Source organism: Streptomyces sp. NPDC002573 (genome assembly GCF_042889625.1).
Classification (GTDB): domain Bacteria; phylum Actinomycetota; class Actinomycetes; order Streptomycetales; family Streptomycetaceae; genus Streptomyces; species Streptomyces gibsoniae.
Genome location: NZ_JBIARC010000003.1, coordinates 60,032 through 81,508, shown reverse-complemented (window position 1 = coordinate 81,508; position 21,477 = coordinate 60,032). Strand labels below are relative to the sequence as shown.

15 protein-coding genes and 1 pseudogene are annotated in these 21,477 nt (G+C 71.6%); 8 read left to right on the top strand and 8 right to left on the bottom strand.

Annotated elements, in window-relative coordinates; all coding sequences use genetic code 11:
- Positions 1-29: 29 nt before the first annotated feature.
- From ACFYX0_RS04035 to ACFYX0_RS04020, 4 genes and pseudogenes are all read right to left on the bottom strand, one after another.
- Entirely contained in the window at positions 30-782 is a 753-nt protein-coding gene (locus ACFYX0_RS04035; protein WP_388966500.1) for an NPP1 family protein, read from the bottom strand.
- A gap of 229 nt (positions 783-1,011) precedes the next feature.
- Entirely contained in the window at positions 1,012-3,156 is a 2,145-nt protein-coding gene (helR, locus tag ACFYX0_RS04030) for an RNA polymerase recycling motor ATPase HelR (protein WP_388966053.1), read from the bottom strand.
- A 107-nt stretch (positions 3,157-3,263) separates the two neighbouring features.
- Positions 3,264-4,499 carry a glycosyltransferase gene (locus tag ACFYX0_RS04025; RefSeq protein WP_388966050.1) on the bottom strand — a complete coding sequence of 412 codons (1,236 nt, stop codon included), beginning with the start codon at positions 4,497-4,499 and terminating at the stop codon, positions 3,264-3,266.
- 243 nt (positions 4,500-4,742) lie between these two features.
- Positions 4,743-5,685, bottom strand: a pseudogene (locus tag ACFYX0_RS04020) (alpha/beta hydrolase).
- Between the two features lie 466 nt (positions 5,686-6,151).
- Here ACFYX0_RS04020 and ACFYX0_RS04015 point away from each other — a divergent pair.
- Together ACFYX0_RS04015 and ACFYX0_RS04010 are read left to right on the top strand one after the other, a co-directional pair.
- Positions 6,152-7,243 carry a Gfo/Idh/MocA family protein gene (locus tag ACFYX0_RS04015; RefSeq protein WP_388966048.1) on the top strand — a complete coding sequence of 364 codons (1,092 nt, stop codon included), beginning with the start codon at positions 6,152-6,154 and terminating at the stop codon, positions 7,241-7,243.
- A gap of 174 nt (positions 7,244-7,417) precedes the next feature.
- On the top strand, positions 7,418-8,401 hold the full coding sequence (locus ACFYX0_RS04010) for a helix-turn-helix domain-containing protein (protein ID WP_388966045.1): 984 nt from the start codon (positions 7,418-7,420) through the stop codon (positions 8,399-8,401).
- A 33-nt stretch (positions 8,402-8,434) separates the two neighbouring features.
- Here ACFYX0_RS04010 and ACFYX0_RS04005 read toward each other — a convergent pair whose 3' ends face one another.
- Positions 8,435-10,705 carry an ATP-binding protein gene (locus ACFYX0_RS04005; protein WP_388966042.1) on the bottom strand — a complete coding sequence of 757 codons (2,271 nt, stop codon included), beginning with the start codon at positions 10,703-10,705 and terminating at the stop codon, positions 8,435-8,437.
- A gap of 294 nt (positions 10,706-10,999) precedes the next feature.
- Here ACFYX0_RS04005 and ACFYX0_RS04000 point away from each other — a divergent pair, with 294 nt between their 5' ends.
- Together ACFYX0_RS04000 and ACFYX0_RS03995 are read left to right on the top strand one after the other, a co-directional pair.
- Entirely contained in the window at positions 11,000-11,698 is a 699-nt protein-coding gene (locus tag ACFYX0_RS04000; protein WP_388966039.1) for a TMEM175 family protein, read from the top strand.
- 183 nt (positions 11,699-11,881) lie between these two features.
- Complete coding sequence (locus ACFYX0_RS03995; protein WP_388966036.1) at positions 11,882-14,317, top strand: ATP-binding protein; 2,436 nt, start codon at positions 11,882-11,884, stop codon at positions 14,315-14,317.
- Here the strand turns inward: ACFYX0_RS03995 and ACFYX0_RS03990 are convergent.
- Both ACFYX0_RS03990 and ACFYX0_RS03985 read right to left on the bottom strand, forming a co-directional pair.
- Positions 14,297-15,574, bottom strand: a complete 1,278-nt coding sequence (locus ACFYX0_RS03990) for a cytochrome P450 (protein ID WP_355905357.1) — start codon at positions 15,572-15,574, stop codon at positions 14,297-14,299. The two genes, ACFYX0_RS03995 and ACFYX0_RS03990, sit on opposite strands and share 21 nt — an antisense overlap.
- A 159-nt stretch (positions 15,575-15,733) precedes the next feature.
- A complete protein-coding gene (locus ACFYX0_RS03985; RefSeq protein WP_355905835.1) occupies positions 15,734-15,958 on the bottom strand; it encodes a hypothetical protein in 225 nt (74 codons plus the stop codon).
- On the opposite strand from ACFYX0_RS03985, the gene ACFYX0_RS03980 reads away from it, so the two are divergent.
- Positions 15,872-17,458 carry an FAD-dependent oxidoreductase gene (locus ACFYX0_RS03980; protein WP_388966497.1) on the top strand — a complete coding sequence of 529 codons (1,587 nt, stop codon included), beginning with the start codon at positions 15,872-15,874 and terminating at the stop codon, positions 17,456-17,458. The genes ACFYX0_RS03985 and ACFYX0_RS03980 overlap by 87 nt on opposite strands.
- A gap of 62 nt (positions 17,459-17,520) precedes the next feature.
- The gene (locus tag ACFYX0_RS03975) at positions 17,521-18,564 is read left to right on the top strand and encodes an amidohydrolase family protein (protein ID WP_388966033.1); all 1,044 of its coding nucleotides are present in this window, start codon (positions 17,521-17,523) and stop codon (positions 18,562-18,564) included.
- Positions 18,565-18,582: 18 nt separating this feature from the next.
- Here ACFYX0_RS03975 and ACFYX0_RS03970 read toward each other — a convergent pair whose 3' ends face one another.
- A complete protein-coding gene (locus ACFYX0_RS03970) occupies positions 18,583-18,999 on the bottom strand; it encodes an ATP-binding protein (RefSeq protein WP_388966030.1) in 417 nt (138 codons plus the stop codon).
- Between the two features lie 142 nt (positions 19,000-19,141).
- Between ACFYX0_RS03970 and ACFYX0_RS03965 the strand changes: the two genes are divergently transcribed.
- Both ACFYX0_RS03965 and glpK read left to right on the top strand, forming a co-directional pair.
- Positions 19,142-19,909 (top strand): IclR family transcriptional regulator, encoded by a 768-nt coding sequence (locus ACFYX0_RS03965; RefSeq protein WP_388966027.1) that lies wholly within the window; start codon positions 19,142-19,144, stop codon positions 19,907-19,909.
- Between the two features lie 40 nt (positions 19,910-19,949).
- Positions 19,950-21,464: a glycerol kinase GlpK gene (glpK, locus tag ACFYX0_RS03960; protein ID WP_388966025.1), complete on the top strand. Its 1,515-nt coding sequence runs from the start codon at positions 19,950-19,952 to the stop codon at positions 21,462-21,464.
- Positions 21,465-21,477 lie beyond the last annotated feature (13 nt).

The following is a 21,477-nucleotide window of genomic DNA, read 5'->3' as shown; positions in this document are numbered from 1 at the left end:
ACCGGGCCGCCCCGCGGCGGAGTCCGGTGTCAGCCGTTGGCGTCGAACGGGATCCCGGACGGCATGGAGTGCGCCAGCGCGTACTGGAAGTCGCCGTCCTTGATCTTGATGGTGGCCGCGCCGAAGTCGGCGCTCAGGAGCTTGTCGCGGAAGCCGGCCGGGTAGCCGTTCCAGCCCACCAGACGCGGGTAGAACCAGCCCCCGGTGACGTTCTCCGGCGGTTCGTCGTTGTTGTTGGCGAAGCGGAAGTCGTGGGTCGAGATTCCGTCCTTGTGGTAGACGATCTTCGGGTGGGTCCCGTCGAAGCGCACCGACGACCGCGGGGCCACCTGGTAGCTCGTGTGCTGCGACACCGAGACGTACTGGACCTCGTTGTTGTTGATCCACACCACGACGTGCTCCCAGTCGTGGGTGTGACCGATGGCCGCGGGCCCGAGCGTGGCCTGGTCCTTCTCGAAGTAGCTGGCATACATGACGGCGCACCAGCCGTTGTTGCACTTCTCGCGCGAGTAGGTGTTCGCGTTGGCCAGCTGGGCGTAGTCGTGGCAGTGCCCGTTGACGTCGCCGCCCAGCTTCAGGCCGGGGTTGATGGTGCCGTCGCTGCCGATGGCGGCCGTGGCGTAGCAGCCGTCGCCGTCGTAGTCGTAGGCGGGGGAGAAGGACTGCTCCAGGCCGTCGGCGTTCTGGGGCAGCAACTGCAGAACGCTGGCATGGGCGTTGGCGGGCAGCGCCACCACGAGCGCGAGGGCCGCCAGGGCACTTGCGAGCGCGGAACGGCGCAGCCCCCGCCGGGGCCTCGGGCCGGACGCCGTGGTGGTGTGCGGTGCTGTGGGGGGTACCGGGTTGCGCACGTCAACTCCCTACGGACACATGACGACGGAGCGATTCCCGGGGTCCGCCGAGCGGGCGGACCGGGCGCCGAGATTCTTGCAAGGACTAGACCAGCAAGGCGAGTTGGGCGACTGAACATTGACCCAAAGGTGACTGAACGCTTCCGTTTTCCGGCCGGACTCAGGCACTGGTGAGGACGACGAGTTGCTGGGTCGCCCGGGTCATCGCGACATAACGGTCGACCGCGCCTTCGACGCCCTTGCCGAAGGCCTCCGGGTCGACGAGGACCACCAGGTCGAACTCGAGCCCCTTCGACAGCTCCGGGGCGAGCGACCGGACACGCGACGTCGCCCGGAAGGTGGGATCGCCGATGACGCAGGCGATCCCGTCGTCATGTGCGGCGAGCCAGGAGTCGAGGATCCCGTGCAGATCCGCCGTGGACCCGTGGACGACGGGAACGCCCCCGCTGCGGATGGAGGTCGGCACGTTGGCGTCCGGGAGCACGGCCCGGATGACCGGCTCGGCCTCCGCCATGATCTCCTCCGGCGTACGGTAGTTGACGCTCAGGGAGGCCATCTCGACCCGGTCGAGCCCGACTCGCCCGAGCCGTTCCTGCCATGACTCCGTGAACCCGTGCCGGGCCTGGGCGCGGTCCCCGACGACGGTGAAGCTCCGGGACGGGCACCGGAGCAGTAGCATCTGCCACTCCGCGTCGGTGAGTTCCTGCGCCTCGTCCACGACGACGTGCGCGAACGGCCCGGCGAGCAGGTCCGGTTCGGCGCCGGGCGGGGTCTCGTCGACCAGGGCGTCCCGCAGGTCCTGTCCGCGCAGCATCGTCACCGCCCCTTCGCCGTCGTCGTCGGCCTCCAGCAAGGCGTCGACGACCTTGGCCATGTGCTCGCGTTCGGCGGCGACAGCGACGCTGTGCCGACGCTTGCGGCGTGCGGTCTCCGGGTCGCCCAGCCGCTGGCGTGCCGCGTCCAGGAGCGGCAGATCGGACACCGTCCAGGCCTGGGCTTCCCCGCGCTGCAGTGTCCGGACCTCGTCGGAGCTGAGCCAGGGAGCGCACATCCGCAGATAGGCGGGGACCGTCCACAGGTCCCCGACGAGGTCGGCCGCTTCGAGCAGCGGCCACGCGCGATTGAAGGCCGTGCGCAACTCCCTGTTCTGCGTGAGCGACTTGCGCAGCAGGGCGGGCGAGGCGTCGCCGTCGTGCCTGTCCATGAGGATCGTGAGCAGTTCCTCCCAGACCTGTTCGCGCGCCTCGTTGTGCGCAGCACCGGGTTCCGCCGCCTCGAACGCCATGGCCCAGTCGTCGGCGGTCAGCGCGATGTCGGACCAGTGGGTGGTGACGGTCATCCCCTCGCTGGGCGGCTCCTCGTAGAACCTGACGGCCGTCTCGATCGCCTTCACCAGGTTCGCGGACGACTTCAGGCGCGCCACCTCCGGGTCGGTCTCGACCGCCGCTGTCGCGCCCTCGGCGACGAGGTCCCGCAGGGTGCAGATCTGCACGCCCTCCTCGCCGAGGCTGGGCAGGACGTCGGCGACATAGTTCAGGTAGGGGCGGTGCGGGCCGACGAACAGCACACCGCCGCGGCGGTGACCGAGGCGGGGGTCGGAGTAGAGGAGGTAGGCGGAGCGGTGCAGGGCGACGACGGTCTTGCCCGTACCCGGACCGCCGTCGACCACGAGGGCTCCGCGGGATCCCGCACGGATGATGGCGTCCTGGTCGGCCTGGATGGTGGCGAGCACATCACGCATCCGGTCCGACCGGTTGCCGCCCAGGGCGGCGATGAAGGCGGACTGGTCGTCGAGTGCGGCGTGCCCGACGATCCCGTCCGAGGTGAACACCTCGTCCCAGTAGTCGCTGATCCGGCCGCGGGTCCAGCGATATCTGCGGCGGCTGGTCAGCCCCATGGGGTTGGCGTGGGTGGCGCCGAAGAACGGCTCGGCCGCGGGGGAGCGCCAGTCGAGCAGCAGCCGGCGGCCCGCGCTGTCCGTCAGGCCGAGCCGTCCGACGTACACCGGCTCGGAGGCGTCCGCGCTCACCATGCGTCCCAGGCACAGATCCAGTCCGAAGCGACGCAGGGCGCGCAGACGCGCCGTCAGCCGGTAGATCTCGGCGTCCCGGTCCATCGCCTGCCGGCCTATGCCACCGGGCGCCCTGCGCTCGGCGTCCAGGCGGTCGGACAGTTCGGCGACCGACTGCTCCAGGCACTCCCCGATGGCGGCGAAGTGCCGTTCGTCGTCGGCGATCAGCAGCGCGTCGGCCTTGGGGGAGAGGCGGTCGGGAAGGTCGAACACGCCGGTGGTCGGGAGGTTCACGTCATCAGCTCCGAATAGAGGTCGCTTGCGACCAGGTGTGCGCAGGGCAAGGCGTCCGGACGGCAGGTTGTCGGGGTACGGGTTCCGGCTCGGCGATCCCGCGTGGGTCACGCTGGTACGGACGGCCGCGCGCCGCTGATCTCGTCGAGCAGCAGCTTCGCGGCCACCGTCGTCCCGTCGGCGCGGACCGTGGCGGCCACGGACCTCGCCCGTGCACCGGTCTCGGGGGCCAGGACCGTCTCCAGGGCGGCCGACAGGGACTCGACGGTCGGAGTCGGACCGTCGTGGGCCGCGCCGATGCCCAGGGCGGCCACGCGCCCCGCCCAGTAGGGCTGGTCCGTCGCCTGGGGGACCACCACCTGAGGCGCTCCGGCCCGGGTGGCCGTCGTCGTCGTGCCCGCGCCGCCGTGGTGCACGACCGCGGCCACCCGGCCGAACAGGGCCTGGTGGTTGACCTCACCGACGACGAAGCAGTCGTCCCGCTCGTCGGCGAGCGCCAGTTCGGCCCAGCCACGGGCCACGATCACGCGGCGGCCCTGCGCCCGGACCGCCTCGACGACCACCCGGCCGGCGTCCCCCGACGCGTGCAACGGCATGCTGCCGAAACCCACGTACACCGGTGGTGCGCCCGCGTCCAGGAACGCCACCAGCTCGGCCGGGAGCGGGCGGGTGTCGGGCAGGATCCACGCGCCGGTCTGGACGACGTCGAAGTCCGGTGTGTCCTGCCAGGGGTCCAGGACCGGGTCCGTCGCGAGCCACGGTCGGCCGCCGATGACGTAGTCACGCACGTGGTCCACCGGCGGCAGGCCGATCGACGCCCGGTTCGTGTTGAGCGCCGCACCGAACAGCTCGTCGATGCTCCGGGCGTCCAGGTCCCACAGCACCCGGTTGTCGGTCACCTCCGACGGGAACGGCCGCCCCGGATACGCCAGCGGCGGATGGTGCGGGGACGGCAGCGTGAGCTGCTGGAAGGTCACGGACACCGAGGGGATGCCCAGTTTCTCGGCCACCGACAGCGCCCCTGCCGCGGCCGGCAGCACCCCGGTCGCCACCAGCGCGTCGCACCCCTCGGCCGCCGCGACGAGCGTGTCGAACTGGCCGGCGATCAACTCGGCCGCGCGCTGAGGCAGCGATGTCGGCGCCGGTGCCGCGGTCGTCAGCGCGCGCGCCGACCGGCCGACCGGCACCAGCGACACACCGACACCGGCCAGCCGCCGCGCGAACTCCTCGTCCGGCGGCGCGCACACCCGCGCCTCCACACCGAGTTCCCGCAGTCGGACCGCGAGTCCCGCGAGCGGTTCGACATCTCCGCGCGACCCATACGTAGACAAAAGCACGCGCACTGCGCAAGTCTCCCGATTCCATCGGTTCTGGCTCAGGGCGACGATTCTGCGCCACGACCGGGGCCTTGCCGCAAGCCCCCCAGTGCGCTATACGTTGAGAGTGGAAAGGAGCGGGTACTCCCCTTTCCCTTCTTCGTCCTCTTCGGACGGACCACCTCCTCACGATACGCGGCGCGCCGCGTACGGCCGTATGCCGACGGCCGGCAGAACCCTGGCAAGCGGTCCTGCCGGCCGTCGCGCGCGTCACGAGCCGCTGTGCAGGACCGTCCGCAGGAATCCGCCGGCCTGCTCGACCGGGGCCTGGGCCGCTTTGGTCTTCGCGAGAGCGTTGAGCATGGCGAAGTCGTGGATCGTGCCCTCGTAGCGCACCGCAGTCACGTCGTTGCCCGCGGCGCGGAGTTTGGCGGCGTACGCCTCGCCCTCGTCGCGCAGCACATCGGCCTCGTCCGTGATGACCAGCGCCCTCGGCAGACCCTTGAGCTGGTTGAGGCCGGCGCGCAGCGGCGAGGCCGGCACCTGCTTCCGCGTCGCGGCATCGGGTGCGCAGGCGTCCCAGAACCACTGCATGGCCGTGCGGGTGAGCCAGGGGCCGTCGGCGAACTGCCGGTAGGAAGCGGTGTTGGAGCTCGCGTCGGTGACCGGGTGGAAGAGCGCCTGGCCGGCCAGACGGGGGCCGCCGCGCTCTTGGCCATCAGCGTCAAGGCGGCCGACATGTTGCCGCCGACACTGTCTCCCGCGACGGCGATGCGGGAGCCGTCGACGTCGATCTCGCTGCCGTGGCGCGCCACCCACTGGGTGGCGGCCTACGCCTGCTCGATGGCGACGGGGTAGCGAGCCTCGGGCGACGGGGTGTAGTCCACGAAGATCACCGCGGCGTGGGCGCGGCTCGCCATCTCACGGACCAGGCGGTCGTGCGTGTGCTCATCGCCCAGCACCCATCCGCCGCCGTGGATGTACATCACCGCGGGGAGCTTTCCGGTGACCCCCTTCGGGCGGACGATCCGCACGGTCACGCTGCCGGTGGGCCCGACGGGCAGGACCCGGTGCGCGACATCGGCCGGCGGCAGCGCGACGGGCCCCGACGGGGCGTCGTCGAGGGCCTTGCGGGCATCGCTGTAGGAGAGCGTGAGATGGGCGGGTTCTTGGCCGCTGGGGTGGCGAACTCCTGGGCGTCGTGTTTGAGCACCACCGGGTTGTGCCGGGCCGGGCTGTTCGCGTTGTCGGTACGGTCCGTGGGACCCGACAGCGCCTCGGCGGTGACCGCCGAGGCGACGATCAGGGTGGAGACAGCGGCGAGCGCGGACCAGCGCGCAGCCCGGTGCAGACGGCCGTGTGACATGTGCGTTCTCCTGAAGCGGTGGGATGCGCCGCGCATCCCACCGGCCGCGACCGACGAGGCCGGCGCTCCGGGGGAAGGCGCGGGAAGGCAGGAACGGGCACGCGAACCACCGGGCAGTCGTGTCGGCAGCCACGGGTGTCCGGATCGCGTTTCCTCAACGCTAGGAGCGGGCGGATCAGGTAGATGTCCGGCTGTGTACGGCTCCTTTCCTGCGCGCGCACTGCTGCCGCAGGCGAGCGGGCGACCATATCCACACACCGGTAGTCAGCCGAAGGACGTGACACACATGCCGGGGACACCAGCAATACCGGGAATGCGCCCCCCGCCCCGCTCCGAGACCGCACAGGCGACCGGCGCGTCCGTTCTCCGCCGCCCCGTGCGCTGGGGCATCCTCGCCACCGGTTCCGTCGCCCACAGCTTCGCCGAGGATCTGCGCCTCATCCCCGAGGACGCCGAACTGGTCGCCGTGGGCTCGCGCTCCGCCGAGGCGGCCCTGCGGTTCGCCGCACGGCACGGCATCGCCCGCGCCCACGGCTCCTGGCAGGACCTCGCCGCCGACCCCGAGGTGGACGTGGTGTACATCGCCACCCCGCACTCGGCCCACCACGCGGCGGCCGCCCTCTGTCTGGAGGCCGGCAAGGCGGTGTTGTGCGAGAAGCCGCTCACCCTCGACCTCGCGCGTGCCCGGGACCTCGTCACCATCGCCCGCACCCGGAACGTCTTCCTGATGGAGGCGATGTGGACCTACGTCAACCCCGCCGTGCTGCGGATGCGGGAGCTGATCGAGGACGGCGCGATCGGTGAGATCCGCTCGGTGCACGCCGACTTCGGCATCGCCGTGCCCTACGACGCCACCCACCGCCTGCACGACCCGCTGCAGGGCGGGGGAGCCCTGCTCGACCTCGGTGTGTACCCCGTCTCGTTCGCCCACCTGCTCCTCGGCGTTCCCGACACCGTCTCCGCCTGGGCCCATCTCACCCCGCAGGGCGTCGACGACAACACCGCCGTCCTGCTCGGCTACGACAGCGGAGCGGTCGCGGTCCTCTCCTGCTCCCTGGACACGCGGACGGCGCAGCGGGCATCGGTCAACGGCACCCTGGGACGCGTGGAGTTCGACCGTGACTTCTTCCACGCGGACGGTTTCGTCCTGCACCGGCAGGGCCGCGAACCGGAGGAGATCCGCCTGCCGGAATCCCCGGGCAACGGCTACACCCACGAGGCGCTGGAGGTGACCCGCTGTCTGCGCGCCGGAGCCGTCGAGTCACCATGGGTCCCACTGGCGGGCACCCTCGCGGTGATGGCGAGCCTGGACGCCGTCCGCGCCCGCATCGGGGTCCACTATCCGGGAGAGGGGAACGGCGCCCCGCAGGGCAGGGCCCAGCCGACCGCGGGCCGGCCCGGGTAGTCGCGCACGCTGCCCGCTCATCGCTTCGGAGCGGACCGCCGGGGCCCGCGTAGCCGCCGCGCCGTCCCCGGTTTCTGCCTGTCTTGTGCCTGGAGACCCTCGTACGACGCTGATTGGCTGTCGAGGGGGCCGGAACCGGCCCCCTCGCATCGAGTCAGTGAAGGAACAGTCACCTTGAACCGGGGCACGACGACCACCACGATCGCTGATCAGGACACCCTCGTCCCGTGGCGGAGAGCCGTCGCCGAGGCCCTCGTTCCCATGTCGGTCGTCCCACGGAACCCCGGGCCCTTCAGGGGCCGCGTCGCCACCGCCGGGCTGGGGTATCTGCGGATGGCCACCGTCGAGGCGGATCCCGCACGCCTCAGCCGCCCGGACTCCCCCGCCGAGGCGGCACCGGAGGCCCAGGTCGCGGTGGTGCTGCAACTGGAGGGCAGGGCCGCGCTCTCCCAGGACGGCAGACAGGCCCACCTCGGCCCCGGCGACCTGGTCCTGGTCGACACGGCCCGGCCGTACTGTCTCGACCTCCCCGAGCGCTCCGTCTTCCAGCTCTTCCGGGTGCCTCGCCGCGCCCTCGGTGCGGCCGAACGCGAACTGTGCGACGCGACCGCCACCGTCGTCGGCACCACCGAGGGCATCGGCGCGATCCTGCGCTCCTACCTGACCTCCGTGGCCGCCTCCGCCCCCAGCTACCCCTCCGCCGCGGCGACACGGCTCGCCGCCACCACCGCGGGCTTCCTCGCAACCCTCGTGACCGACCGGACAAGCCCGCGCGCCGACCCCGCGGACACCCCGGCCGGCTTCCTGCTGACCCGCATCCGCGACCACATCGACCGTGAGCTGGCCGATCCGCTGCTGTCGCCCACGACCATCGCACAGGCGCACGGTGTCTCGGTGCGCTATCTGCACCGCCTGTTCGAGGACGAGCCCACCACCGTCAGCCGGCTCATCCTGGAACGGCGGCTCGAGCTGTGTGCCCGGGAACTCACCCGCATCGGCGAAGCCGCACCCACCGTCGCCTCCGTGGCCAGACGCTGGGGATTCGCGAGTCCCAACCATTTCAGCCGCGCCTTCCGCGCGGTGTACGGCTGCTCACCCAGCCAGTGGCGGCGCCTGCACACCGTCCCGGAGCGCGCGTACGCCGACGCCGCGGCCTGAGGACGGGGCCCTGTGCGACCGGCGCCACGGGACTCAAGGGGCGGCATCGAGGCGGGAGAGCCGCAGCCGGGCCTCGGTGATCGTCCGCGGGTCGGCGTCGGCGCCGAGACCGACGCAGCGGGTGTAGGCGGCACGGGCGTCCCGGCGCCGCCCCGCACCTTCCAGGGCCGTGCCGAGATGGACCAGACAGCGGCTCTCCACGCCCGTGTTCCCGCCGGCGCGGCTGAGGTCGATGGCCGCGTCGAGGGACGCGACGGCCTCCGCCCACCGCTCCAGCCGGATATGGGCCTGACCGGCGGTGGCGTTGAGATTCGTACGGGCGAACTCGGCGATGTGCGGCTCGACGCGCTCGCCGTGCTCCTCCAGGAAGGCGAGGGTGTGACGGACAGCGTCGACCGCGTCCTCGTGGCGGCCCTCGTCCAGGAACAGCAACGCCCGGAAATGCAGGGCCTGCAGAGCGCCGTGGAGATCACCGGCGGCCTCGAACAGCTGGGCGGCCGCTCGGCTGTGCTCCCCGGCGGGGCCGAGGTCACCGAGGGTCCGGAAGGCCCAGGCCCGGTAGATCTGCGCCCACGCCTCCTGGGCCGGGCTGCCGGCTGCGCGGGCCGCTTCCAGGGCCAGGGCGGCACGGTCGAGGCTGTCGTGCGGGCGGCCCTCGCACAGCAGCAGGGCCCAGGCGTGGTAGTTGAGCTGGGTGGCCTCGACGAGCGGATCGCCCAGGGCCTGGGCGGAAGCCGTGGCCAGGGAGAAGACCTCGGGCCAGTGGCCCCAGAAGATCCACTGGTCGGAGAACCAGTGCAGAGCCTCCGCGACCTCCACGACGGTGGCGTGCTCGCCCGCCACCGCCGCGGCGCGCAGCGCGGCGAGCCAGTGGGCGGCCTCGGCCTGCAGCCACTGCCGGGCCCTGGCGGCGGTGGAGAGGTCGACGGTGCCCTGCCAGTTGGCGGGCGGCGCGCCGTGTCCGGGCTCGTACCAGCGGCCGGCGACCACCGCCGTCTCCAGCAGCCAGCGCTGCATCCCGGTCCGCGCCCGAGCCGTGTCCTCGGCACTCTCCTCCTCGGCGAGCCGTTCGCGCGCGTACAGGCGCAGCAGGTCGTGCCGGCCGAAACGGTCTCCCTCCGCGCTCAGCAGCCCGGCCCCGACGAGCTCCTCCAGGATGTCCTCGGTGTCGGCCACCTCTCGCCCGGTGAGCCGGGCCGCACACGCGGCACCCACGTCCGGACCCTCGACGAGGGCCAGCAGCCGGTACAGACGGGCGGCCTCCGGGGTGAGCCGACGGTAGGACAGATCGAACGCGGCCGTCACCCGCACATCCCCGGCCACCAGGGCGTCCAGGCGCCGCCCCTCGTCGGCCAGACGGTCCGCGAGGCGGCGCACGCTCCATCCGGTGCGTGTGGCCAGCCAGTTGCCCGCCACCCGCAGCGCCAGCGGAAGATGCCCGCACCGCTCGGCCACCTCGGCCAGCGCGGCGGGATCCGCGTCCGCCCGTTCCGTGCCGACCAGCTGGGTCAGGAACCGGACTGCCTCCTCGGCGCTGAACTCCTCCAGCGGGAGGCGGTGGACCTCCTCCAGACCCGTCAGCGAGCCGCGACTGGTGACCACCACCGTGGCCGGTCCGGCTTCGGGCAGCAACGCGCGCACCTCCTCCTCGTCGCGGGCGTTGTCCAGGACGAGCAGCAGCCGGCGCCCGGCCAGCAGTTGCCGGTACAGCGCTGCACGGCCACCGGGCCCGGCGGCGGCCAGATCCCGGTCGGCCGTGCCGAGGGCCTTGAGCACGCGCAGCATCAGCTCGTCCGACGAGGGTGGGGCCTCCTCCGTCCCGCGCAGGTCCAGCACCATCTGCCCGTCCGGATACCCATCGGCCAGATGGCGGGCCGCGTGCACGGCGAACGTGGTCTTGCCCGTTCCGGGTGGTCCGGAGACCACCACGACCTGGGGCGGACCGGACCCCACGGGCTCGGGCGACTGTGCCACGAGAGCTGCCAGCCGCGTCAGTTCGTGCCATCGGCCCACGAAGTCGTCGATGCCCCGGGGCAACGCCCGTACGTCCGCAGGGCTTTGGTGGGTGTCGCGGACGCCCCGGGCGGCGGCCAGCAGCCCGTTGCGCTGTGTCTCGTCCAGCCGCAGGCCCTCCGCCAGCGCGGCCACCGTGCGCCGCTGCGGGGCCGCACGGCGCCCCCGCTCCAGATCCCCGATGCCCCGGACACTCACACCGGAGGCCTCCGCCAGGGCCTCGATCGTCAGCGAGGCCTCCATCCGCAGCCGGCGCAGCAACGCCCCGAAGTCCGAGTCCTGCCCCACCACGTACCCATCTGCCTGTTGCTTCGGAACCCGGCGCGGCTCCGGGCCGATCGGTCGGCCACATGGATCGTAAAGCCTGGTCGCGGCTCCCTCCGGGCCGAGGACCACGACGATTCCGGGGTATCGTCCCGCTGTGCGGGTCCTCGGAAGACGTCCGGGCAGGGCGTGCTCCCGGTCTCCTCCACCGCGGCGGGCATCGGTGCTCCCTGTGGCGGACGTCGCCTCGGAGCCGCCCGGACCCGAGGGCCGCTCCTTCGGTGCCCGACCGCCCAGTGATCGACCCCGTCAGGAGCCGATGTGTCAGGACCCCGCATACGCGGCGGCAAGTTCTCCCGCTCGGAGACCACGCGTGCCGAGGCCTTCAGCGACGGCGTGTTCGCCATCGCCGTGACCCTTCTGGTCCTCGGCCTCCATGACCCGGCGCACCGGCCGGGCGGCCTGGGCCACGCCCTGATCGTGCAATGGCCCTCCTACCTCGGCTACTTCGCCTCCTTCAGCTATGTGGCGGTCATCTGGCTCAACCACCACCAGGCCTTCGTCCGGATATCCGGCATGGACCGCGGTCTGCACGCGGCCAACCTCTTCCTGCTGTTCACCACCGGGGCGTTGTCCTTCCCCACGGCCGTGGTCGCCGACGCGCTGCGGGCCGACACCGAGGGCACCGACGCGCGGGTCGCCGTGGCCCTCTACGCGGGCCTCGCCGCCGCGATGTGCCTGAGCTGGGTCGCCTTCTACCAGTGGCTCGCCCGGCGTCCCGCACTGCTGGCCCACGACGTGGAGCCCACCTATGTCCGCCACGGCCTGCTGCGCTCCTGGGCCGGAGCGCTGGCCTACGTTCTCGCGGGAGCGCTCGGGGTGCTGGTCACCCCGTTGCTGGCCCTCGCGGTGTTCGGCATCCTCCCGGTGTTCTACTTCGTGACGAGCGAGGGTCTGCCCACCGCGAAGGCCGCGCACGACCGGCACGTCCACCACGTCCACCACGGCCACCACGACTGAGCACCCGTAGGGCGCGCCCCGATCGCCCTCGTCGTCCGCCCCGGTGCCCGCACGCACAGGGCCGGGCGTGGAAGGCGGCGAGAGCATTCCGGACAACCGCCTACAATTCGGTGGGGAGTCCCGGCCGGGCCGGGACTCCCGCGGTGCGGATGAGGAGTGAGTGAAGGGCGGGCGGGAGCCGGGATGGCCGACCAGGCGGAGAACTTCGGTGCGGTGCTCCGTCGGCTGCGGCTCGCGGCGTCGCTGACCATCGAGGAACTGTCCGAGGCGTCTGGCGTCAGCGTACGGGGCATCGGGGAGCTGGAACGCGGCCGCCGTGGGGCTCCGCAGCGGCGTACCGTGGCCGCGCTCGCCGACGGTCTCGCGCCCACCGACGCCGACCGGGAACGGCTGCTGGCGGCGGCCCGCGCCGGACGCACCCCCGGGTACAGCCCGGTCGGAGTGCGTACCTCTCCCCGGGGCATCGACGACTTCGTCGGCAGGGAACAGGAACTCGCACAGCTCACGGCGCTCGCTCGGGAACACGGACAACTCACCGTTGAACAGGGCGAGATGGAGGGCGACGGCCCCCCGCGGGACTCGGCGCCGCCCCGCCGCGACCCCGTGCCGGACCCGGCACCCCTCGGCCTCGGTGCCGTGCCGGGCACCGGCCCCGGGCAGCCGGTGGTGGTGGCGGTCTCGGGATCACCGGGGACCGGAAAGACCACGCTCGCATTGCAGGCCGCCCGGCAGCTCACCGACCGGTTCCCGGACGGGCAACTGGTTGTGGACCTGCGCGGTATGGACGAGGACCCGCCGACCCCCGCCGAGCTGACGCTGCGCGTGCTCAAGGCCCTCGGTGTGTCCGACCGGGACCTGGCGAGGACGGGACCGGGCGGTCATCCGGGACTGTACCGGCAGGTACTGGCCGGCCGTCGCTGTCTGCTGGTGCTGGACAACGCCCGCGACGAGGCCCAGGTGCGCCCGCTACTGCCCGGCACCGGATCGGGCATGGTGATCGTGACCAGCCGGCGCATGCTCACCGGACTGGAGAGTGTGCACCGCATCGCGCTCGGAGAGCTGCCCCCGAGCGAGGCTGCCGCGCTGCTGACCACCCTGGTCGGGCCGGAGCGGGCCGAGGCCGAACCGGCCGCCCTTGCCGAGGTCGCCCAGCGGTGCGCCCACCTGCCCCTGGCTCTGCGAGTCGCGGGCAACTGGCTTGCCGTGCACACCGGTTGGACCGTACGCCTGCTCGCTGACCGCCTCGCACAGGAGGAACAGCGTCTGGACGCGCTGGAGACCGGCGAGATACGCGTGGCGGCCGCCTTCGATCTGTCCTATCGGCAGCTCACCCCGGAGGCCGCCCGGATGTTCCGTCGCCTCTGTCTGGTAGAGGGGCCGACCGCCGCCGCGGGCGCCGCCCGGCTCACCGGACAGCCGGTCTTCGACGCCGAGGACACCCTGGAGGAACTCGTCGAGACCGGGCTGCTCGGCACCGACCAGGACCGCTATGCGCTCCACGACCTGCTGCGGCTGTTCGCCCGTTCCCGTCTGGAGGGCGAGGAGAGCCCGCAGGACGCCGCCAGGGCCCGTGCGGCACTGCACGAGTGGCTGCTGGAGACGGCCGTCGTGGCCGGCCGCTGGTACGAGCCGGACCATGGCGCCCCACCGCCCACCTGGCAGGGCACGGTCGATCTGTCCTCCGCCGACGCGGCGCGCCGATGGCTGCAGGCGGAGGGCGCCAACTGGCTGGCCGCGCTGCGCACCGCCGCTGCGACCGGGCGGCACCGGACCGTGGTGGACGTGGCCGAGGCCCTGCACTGGTTCTCCGACCAGTGGATCTTCTGGGGTCACTGGCCCGAGGTGTTCGGTACGGCCGCCGCGAGCGCCGAGGCGCTGGACGATCCTGTCGTGGCGGCCACTCAGCTGAACTACCACGCCTGGGCCCTGCTGCTGTGCGAGGGCCGTCCGCGGGACAGCCTCGTTCCCTCGGCCAGGGCGCTCGAAGCCGCCGAGCGCGCCGGGGACACGGTCCAGCAGGCCTGGGCCCACCACTACGGCTCCTGGGCGCTGCGTCTGCTCGGGGAGTACACGGAGGCCGCCGGACGCAACGCCGAGGCCGCCCGGCTGTTCGAGGCCGCCGGTGATCTGCACGGCGCGCTGCAGGCCAGGATCGGCCGCGGCAGCACCCTGCTGGACGCGGGCCTGGTCGAGGAGGCGCTCACGTCGGACCGCGACACGCTCGCCTTCCTCGACGGCGCCGGAGACCGGATCAAGCCGCACATCGCGCTGATGGGCCGGCTCACGCTGCACATGGTGGTGGGGCGGGCGTACTCCGGCCTGGGGCGCCTCGACGAGGCCGTCACCCATCTGGGCACCGCCATCGAGCTCGGCCAGGAGAGTGGCAACACCGGCCTGGAGAGCCGCTGCCTCACCTATCTGGGGACCGCGCTGGTCACGCACGGGCGGCCGGACGAGGCACGCGCCGCGTTCACCCGTTGCATCGCACTGGGCGCGGGCGCCGATCCGCAACGGATCGCGCAGGCACGGGAACAGCTCGCACTCCTGAACGCCGACGGCCGCCCCCCGGAGGGGACGGCCGGCACCGGCGCACTGGCCTCAGCGGTCGAGGAGCCGTGACGGGTCCAGGACGACGGGCAGTTTCTCCAGGCCCCGGAACGCGGGGAACGGGACCTTGAGCCACTCCGCCTCGTGCGCGGGAGCCACGAGATCGACGTCCGGGAACTTCTCGAACAGGGTGGTCAGCGCGATCCGCATCTCCATCCTGGCCAGCGGCGCACCGAGGCAGTAGTGCGAACCGCTGCCGAAGCCGAGATGCGCGCTCTGCAGCCCCTGGCGTTTGACGTCGAAGGTGTCCGGCGCCTCGAACCTCTCCGGATCCCGGTTCGCGGACGCCACCGCGATCTGGACCAGAGCGCCCTTGGGGATGACCGTGTCCCTGATGGTGATGTCCTCGAGCGCATGGCGGAACGTGGCGTTCTCCACCGAGCCCTCGTAGCGGATGACCTCCTCGATCGCGTTCGGCAGCAGCTCGGGATCGGCCAGCACCTCCCGCAACTGGTCGCGATGGGTGAGCAGGTTGAAGACGGCGTTGCCGATGAGGTACGCGGTCGTCTTGTGCCCGGCGAAGAGCAGCACCCACAGTGTCGACAGCAACTCGCCGTCGTTCATGGCCCCTTGCTCGTCCTGCGTGCGGATCAGCGCGCCGAGGAGGTCGTCGGTCGCCTCCCGGCGCTTTCGCGCGATGAGGTCGACGAAATAGTCCCGCAGTGCCCCTTCGGCCACTGCCAGCCTTTCCTTGTCCTCTTTGCTGAACCCGGTACGCGCCACCACGGCGCACCATTTCTGGACGTCCGACCGCTCCTCCTCGGGAATTCCGATGAGTTCACAGATCACGATGAGCGGAAGCGGGAATGCGAAGGTCGTCAGCAGGTCGACGGGCGCATCGGTGGAACAGCGGTCCAGCAGTTCGTCGGTGATCTCCTGAATGCGGGGACGCAGGGACTCGATACGACGCGGGGTAAATGCGCTGTTGACGATGCGGCGCAGTCGGGTGTGCTTGGGCGGGTCCGAGAAGAGCATGTTGTCGTCGAGCGCGACGGACGAGTCACCGAAAATGGTGTGGTACGCGTCGATGGCCGCGTACATGTCCTTGCTGATGCGCGGGTCCGTCAGGGCGGCCTTGGCGTCGTCGAACCGGGTGATCAGATAGGTGTCCACCCCGTGCGGCGGGGAAAGGGGGCACACGGGCGCCGATTCGCGCAGGCGGGCGTAGACCGGGTAGGGGTCGGCGCGGTACGCGGCCGCGCCGCGCGATGCCGCCGCGATGGCCTCGGCGGTGGCGTCCGTGGTGTCCCGTTCATCGAGCTGAGTCATTCTCTCGGCCTTTCTGAAGGCTCCCGCCCCGGCCACGGGACAGCAGGTCTACGAGTATCGGGTGAACCATTCCCCGGTCGGCTCCGGGCCGTAAACGAGATTCGCCCGTCTGGCCACGTGCCCGGCGTCCGACGGAAGTTCCTGCCGCTGTACGAGTGATTACTGCGTATCGCTCACCATGGCGTGGCAAAAGAACAGGGCGCGAGCCACGGAAGCCCTCGGCCGCCGTGTTACGGAGATGCTGACCGCAGAGGAGAAGACGCGATGGAAGATCGCGGGAACGATTACGTGCCCGTTCTGGTCGTCGGGGGATCGCTCGTCGGTCTGTCCGCTTCCGTTTTTCTCGGACGCCTCGGCATTCGGCATCGGGTCGTCGAACGTCATACGGCCACGTCCGCGCATCCGCGCGGCCGAGGCAACAACATGCGGACTATGGAGCTGTTCCGGACCGCGGGTCTCGAACCGGAGATCCGCAAAGCCGCGGCCACCCTGTCGAGGAACCACGGAATCCTTCAGGTGGACACGCTGCACAGCGGCAACCAGCGGTGGCTCTCGGCGCGGATCACGGGCAGGCCGCCGGAGGCCGACGTGTGCTCCACGGTCCGCTGCGCCTGCAGCCAGAACGACCTGGAACCGGCGCTGCTGGAGGGTGCCCTGAACCTCGGCGGGGACGTGCGCTTCAGCACGGAACTGCTGTCCTTCACGCAGGACGACGACGGGGTGCGGGCCGTCGTGCAGGACCGGACGTCAGGTGAGACCCACACGGTGCACACGGACTATCTGCTGGCCGCCGACGGTCCCCGCAGCCCCGTGCGCCAGCGGCTCGGCATCGAACACTCCGGCTCCGGCGACCTGTTCCACAACATCAGCGTCACCTTCCGCAGCAAGAAGCTGCGCGAGGTGGCGGGGGAGCAGCTCTTCGTGGTGTGTTACGTGACCGATCCCGCGGGCGAGGGAGTGCTGCTGCCCGTGGACAACGAGGAGCAGTGGGTGTTCCACGTGCCCTGGTTCCCCGAGCGCGGACAGACCATGGAGTACTTCACCGACGACCGGTGCATCGAGCACATCCGGGCCGCGGCCGGAGTGCGTGACCTGGACGTCGAGATCACGGGCAGGGCGCCCTGGCACGCGGCGGACCGCGTGGCGAACAGCTACCGGGAGGGACGCGTCTTCCTCATGGGTGACGCCGTCCACGAGATGCCGCCGACCGGAGCGTTCGGCTCCAACACCGGCATCCAGGACGCCCACAACATCGCCTGGAAGATCGCCGCGGTACTGCGCGGCTGGGCGGGTCCCGCACTGCTGGACAGCTACGAGGCCGAACGCCGGCCGGTCGCCCAGGTCACCAGCGCACGGGCCACCCAACAGGCGGCCCGCGAGCAGCACCCCGGCTACTCCGCGAGGACCGCGTCGACCGAGGCCGCCGACCTGATGACCACGGCGCTCGGATACCGGTACGTCTCCGGCGCGGTGGTCGGTGCGTCGACGGACGAGCCGCTCATCCCGGACACCCTGTGCCTGCGCGCCGACCCCGGTACCCGCTCCCCGCACATGTGGGTCACCCGCGACGGGGAGACGGTCTCCACCATCGACATGTACGAGCGCTCCTTCGTCCTGCTCTGCGGACACCCGGACTGGCGCGAGGCCGCCCGCACGGTGGGCAGGCTGCTCAGCGTACCGCTCGAGGCGTACACCGTCGGCCGGGGCGCGGAGTTCGACCTGGACACCGGCGAGGGCGCCGACTGGGCCACGGTGCACGGCACGACATCGGACGGCGCCGTCCTCGTACGGCCGGACGGCTTCGTGGCCTGGCGGGCCGACGCCCGGCCCGCGCACGGCGAGGAGACGCTGGCCGACGTCCTCCGCCGGGTCCTCGGGCGCTGAACGCCCCCCACCGCTCGTAGACGCAACCCTTCTGACGCGACCACAGGAACGGGGCCCCGCCCATGACACCACCGCACACGGCCACCGGCACGGCGCCGGTGGCCGGCGTGGACGACGGCACGCCGGCGGACGCCGACGCGCGCCGGGCCCGGGTGGACGTGCACCACCACTACACCGCGCCGGAGTGGATCGACTGGGCGGAGAAGAACGACGTCGTCCGGCGCGAAAACCTGCCCCCGTGGACCCGATGGGACCTCGCGAGCGCCCTCGCCCTGATGGACGGGGCGGGCATCCGGACCAGCGTGCTCACGGTCGCCATGCTGGGTCGCCTCCAGGAGCCGAAGATCCGCAAGGAGAGCGCGCGCGTCGCCCTGCAGTCCGCGAGCGACCTCTGCCGGGCCCACCCCGACCGCTTCGCGTTCTACGCCCCCGTCTTCCTCGACAGCCCGGAGCTCTCGCTCTGGTCGGCCCGGCACGGCATGGACGACCTCGGGGCGGTCGGGGTCAGTGCGCGCACCAGCGTGCGAGGGGTGTACCTCGGGCATCCGTCCCAGGACGCGATCCTCGCGGAACTCGACGAACGCTCGGCCGTGATCAGCACCCATCCCATGGAGGTCCCCGGGGGGAACGCGGAACTGGAAGGCGTGCCGCCGTTCCTGTGCGACTTCCTGATGGACACCACCCGGGCGGCCGTCAGCCTCATCGTCAACGGAACACTGGACCGCTACCCGAATCTCACCTTCATCCTGCCGCACGGGGGCGGTTTCCTGCCCTACATCGCGGACCGTGTGGAGCTGTTCAGCCACTGTCTGTCACCGAAGGTGGAAGCGGCCCGGGTGCGCGACTACCTCCAGCGCTTCTACTACGACACCGCCGGCCCCATGTCACCGTCCGCGACGCCGACCCTGCTGTCCGCGGTCGGCCCGTCCCGGATCCTGTACGGCAGCGACTGGCCCCCCACGCCCTCCCATCTGGTCACGGGGATCACCGCGCCCGCGCTCGACCACGACCAGGCACTCGACGACGATCAGCGCCGCCGCATCAACCGCGACAACGCCCACCGTCTGCTGCCGGCGCTCGCGACGGGCAGCCCCCGGAGCTCCTGAGTACCGCACCCGCCGCCCTCACCCGGCGGGTACCTCCGCCCAGCGGCAGGTACCGCCCGGGTGCATCTGGACACCGCACCGCGCCGACAGCATGGTGACGATGCCGAGACCCCGGCCGTGCTCGTCCGGGTCGACGGGCCGGCCCGGGGCGGCGGGCCCGTTGTCGGTCACCTCGACGCGTACGACGCCGCGCCCCTCCACCAGCACCGAGGTGAGCCGCAGCGTGGCCGGCGGCAATGCGTGCACCAAGGCGTTGGTGAGCAGCTCGGACACCACCAGCAGCACATTGTCGGCGGCGTCGGCGGGCAGGCCCAGGGTGGCGAGAACCGCGCCCACGCGTCGCCGCACGGCAGAGACGGCCCTGGGGGCGTATGGCAGCGGGAACACGTATTCGACGCCTGCGCGTGACGCGACGTCGAGCTGCGTTACTGTCATGTGCCCTCCTCTCCCAGAAGCGAGGCCGGCCGAAAACCGGACGTCAGCGCACGTTATGGAGACAAGCGCCCCACGTCAATGAACTGCGGTCGTCATTACCGAACGGCATGTGGATCGTGGCAAACCGGACTATGATCGCTCCATGGCCGGCCCGGTCCAATCCATAGAACGGGCAGCGGCGATTCTGCGCCTGCTCGCCGGCGGTCCCGGACGCCTGGGACTCGGTGAGGTCGCGGCATCCCTCGGACTGGCCAAGGGCACCGCCCACGGCATTCTGCGCACCCTCCAGCACGTGGACTTCGTGGAACAGGACGAGGCCACCGGAAAGTACCAACTCGGGGCCGCACTGCTGCACCTCGGCACCAGCTACCTCGACGTCAACGAACTGCGGTCCCGCTCCATCAACTGGGCCGACGCCCTGGCCGCCCGCAGCGGGGAGGCCGTCCGGCTGGGCACGCCCCTCGAGGGCAGGGTGCTCGTCGTCCACCACGTCTTCCGTCCGGACGACACCCTCCAGACCTTGGACGTCGGAACACTGCTGCCCCTGCACGCCTCCTCTCTCGGCAAGGTCCTGCTGGCCTTCGGGGCCGCCCCCGTCGACCCGCTGCTGGAGGCCGACCTGGAGGCGTACACCCGGCACACCGTGGCCTCTCCCACCGACCTCACCGACTCGCTCGCCGAGATCCGGGAGCTCGGCTGGGGCGCGGAGGTGCAGGAGATGAGCATGGGCGAGGCCGGCGTCGCCGCGCCGATCCGGGGACAGGGCGGCCTCGTCGTCGGAGCGATCGGCGTGTCGGGGCCGGTCGAGCGGATCTGCGACACCCAGGGCCGGCCTCAGCCCGCCCTCATCACCTTGCTCAGGGAGGCCTCACGGGCGATCTCCAGAGATCTCGGCGCGGCCCGCTGGTAGGTCCCGCACCGCCACGACGCATGGGAAGGCAGGCCCGATCATGGTTGAACGGTATGTGATGTCCATCGACCAGGGCACCACATCCACGCGCTGCATCCTGTTCGACCACCGGGGCCGCTTGGTGTCGGTCGCCCAGCGGGAGCACCAGCAGTTCTTCCCCCGGCCCGGCTGGGTCGAGCACGACGCCGTGGAGATCTGGCGCAATCTGCAGCGCATCGTCCCGGAGGCGCTGTCGAACGCCGACATCGACGCCGCCCAGATCGCCGCCATCGGCATCGCCAACCAGCGCGAGACCACCGTCCTGTGGGACCGGCAGACCGGGCTTCCGCTCGGCAAGGCCATCGTCTGGCAGGACATCCGCACCGCTCCGATGGTCGACGAACTGAGAGAGCGGCCCGGGGACGAGTTCTTCGTCGAACGCTGCTGTCTGCCTCCCTCGACCTACTTCTCCGCGCCCCGGATCCGCTGGCTGTTCGACCACGTCGACGGCCTGGAACGCCGCGCCCGGGCCGGAGAGGTGATGTTCGGCACCATGGAGACCTGGCTGATCTGGAACCTCACCGGCGGCGCGGACGGCGGCCTGCACATCACCGACGCCACCAACGCCAGCCGCACCATGCTCATCAACATCCAGACACTGACCTGGGACCCGGAGCTGCTGGACTTCTTCGGGGTGCCGCGCGAGATGCTGCCGGAGATCAGATCGTCGGCCGAGGTCTACGGCGAGGCCCGCTCGGTGCTTCCGGGCGTGCGCATCTCGGCCGCCCTGGGCGACCAGCAGGCGGCCCTGTTCGGACAGACCTGCTTCTCGCCCGGCGAGGCGAAGTGCACCTACGGGACCGGCAGCTTCCTGCTGATGAACACCGGGACCGAGGTCGTTCACTCCCGGCACGGGCTGCTCACCACCGTCGCGTACAAGATCGATAAACAGCCCACGGTCTACGCGCTGGAGGGCCCCATCGCGGTCACCGGCTCACTGGTCCAGTGGTTCCGCGACCGGCTCGGCCTGATCAACAGCGCACCCGAGATAGAGACCCTGGCGCGCACCGTCGAGGACAACGGCGGCTGCTACATCGTCCCCGCGTTCTCGGGTCTGTTCGCACCGCACTGGCGCAGCGACGCCCGCGGCGTCATCGTCGGCCTCACCTCCTACATCACCAAGGGCCATCTGGCCCGGGCGGTGCTGGAGGCCACCGGCTGGCAGACACGTGAGGTCGTCGACGCCATGAACGCCGACTCCGCGCTCGCGCTGCGGCAGCTGAAGGTGGACGGGGGCATGACGGCCAACAATCTGCTGATGCAGTTCCTGGCCGACGTCCTCGACGTGCCCGTGGTCCGGCCGATGGTCGCCGAGACGGTCTCCCTCGGCGCGGCGTACGCCGCCGGGCTCGCGGCCACCTACTGGCCGGACCTGGAGGTGCTGCGGCGCAACTGGCACATGGCCGCCAAGTGGGTGCCCGACATGGACCCCGAACGGCGGGAGTGGGAGTACGAGAACTGGCAGCGGGCCGTCGAGCGCTCCCTGGGCTGGGTCCGGCCCCCGAAGCACCCCTGAGACGCCCGCCGGG

What these genes read in the sequence shown, in the direction of transcription:
- ACFYX0_RS03995 (WP_388966036.1), top strand. Translation starts at nt 11,882, where the DNA reads ATGGCCGACCAGGCGGAGAACTTCGGTGCGGTGCTCCGTCGGCTGCGG.
- ACFYX0_RS03990 (WP_355905357.1), bottom strand. Translation starts at nt 15,574, where the DNA reads ATGACTCAGCTCGATGAACGGGACACCACGGACGCCACCGCCGAGGCC.
- ACFYX0_RS03985 (WP_355905835.1), bottom strand. Translation starts at nt 15,958, where the DNA reads ATGACGTTCGACGACCCGATGCCGAATGCCGAGGCGTCCGAGAAAAAC.
- ACFYX0_RS03965 (WP_388966027.1), top strand. Translation starts at nt 19,142, where the DNA reads ATGGCCGGCCCGGTCCAATCCATAGAACGGGCAGCGGCGATTCTGCGC.
- glpK (WP_388966025.1), top strand. Translation starts at nt 19,950, where the DNA reads ATGGTTGAACGGTATGTGATGTCCATCGACCAGGGCACCACATCCACG.
- ACFYX0_RS03970 (WP_388966030.1), bottom strand. Translation starts at nt 18,999, where the DNA reads ATGACAGTAACGCAGCTCGACGTCGCGTCACGCGCAGGCGTCGAATAC.
- ACFYX0_RS03975 (WP_388966033.1), top strand. Translation starts at nt 17,521, where the DNA reads ATGACACCACCGCACACGGCCACCGGCACGGCGCCGGTGGCCGGCGTG.
- ACFYX0_RS04015 (WP_388966048.1), top strand. Translation starts at nt 6,152, where the DNA reads ATGCGCCCCCCGCCCCGCTCCGAGACCGCACAGGCGACCGGCGCGTCC.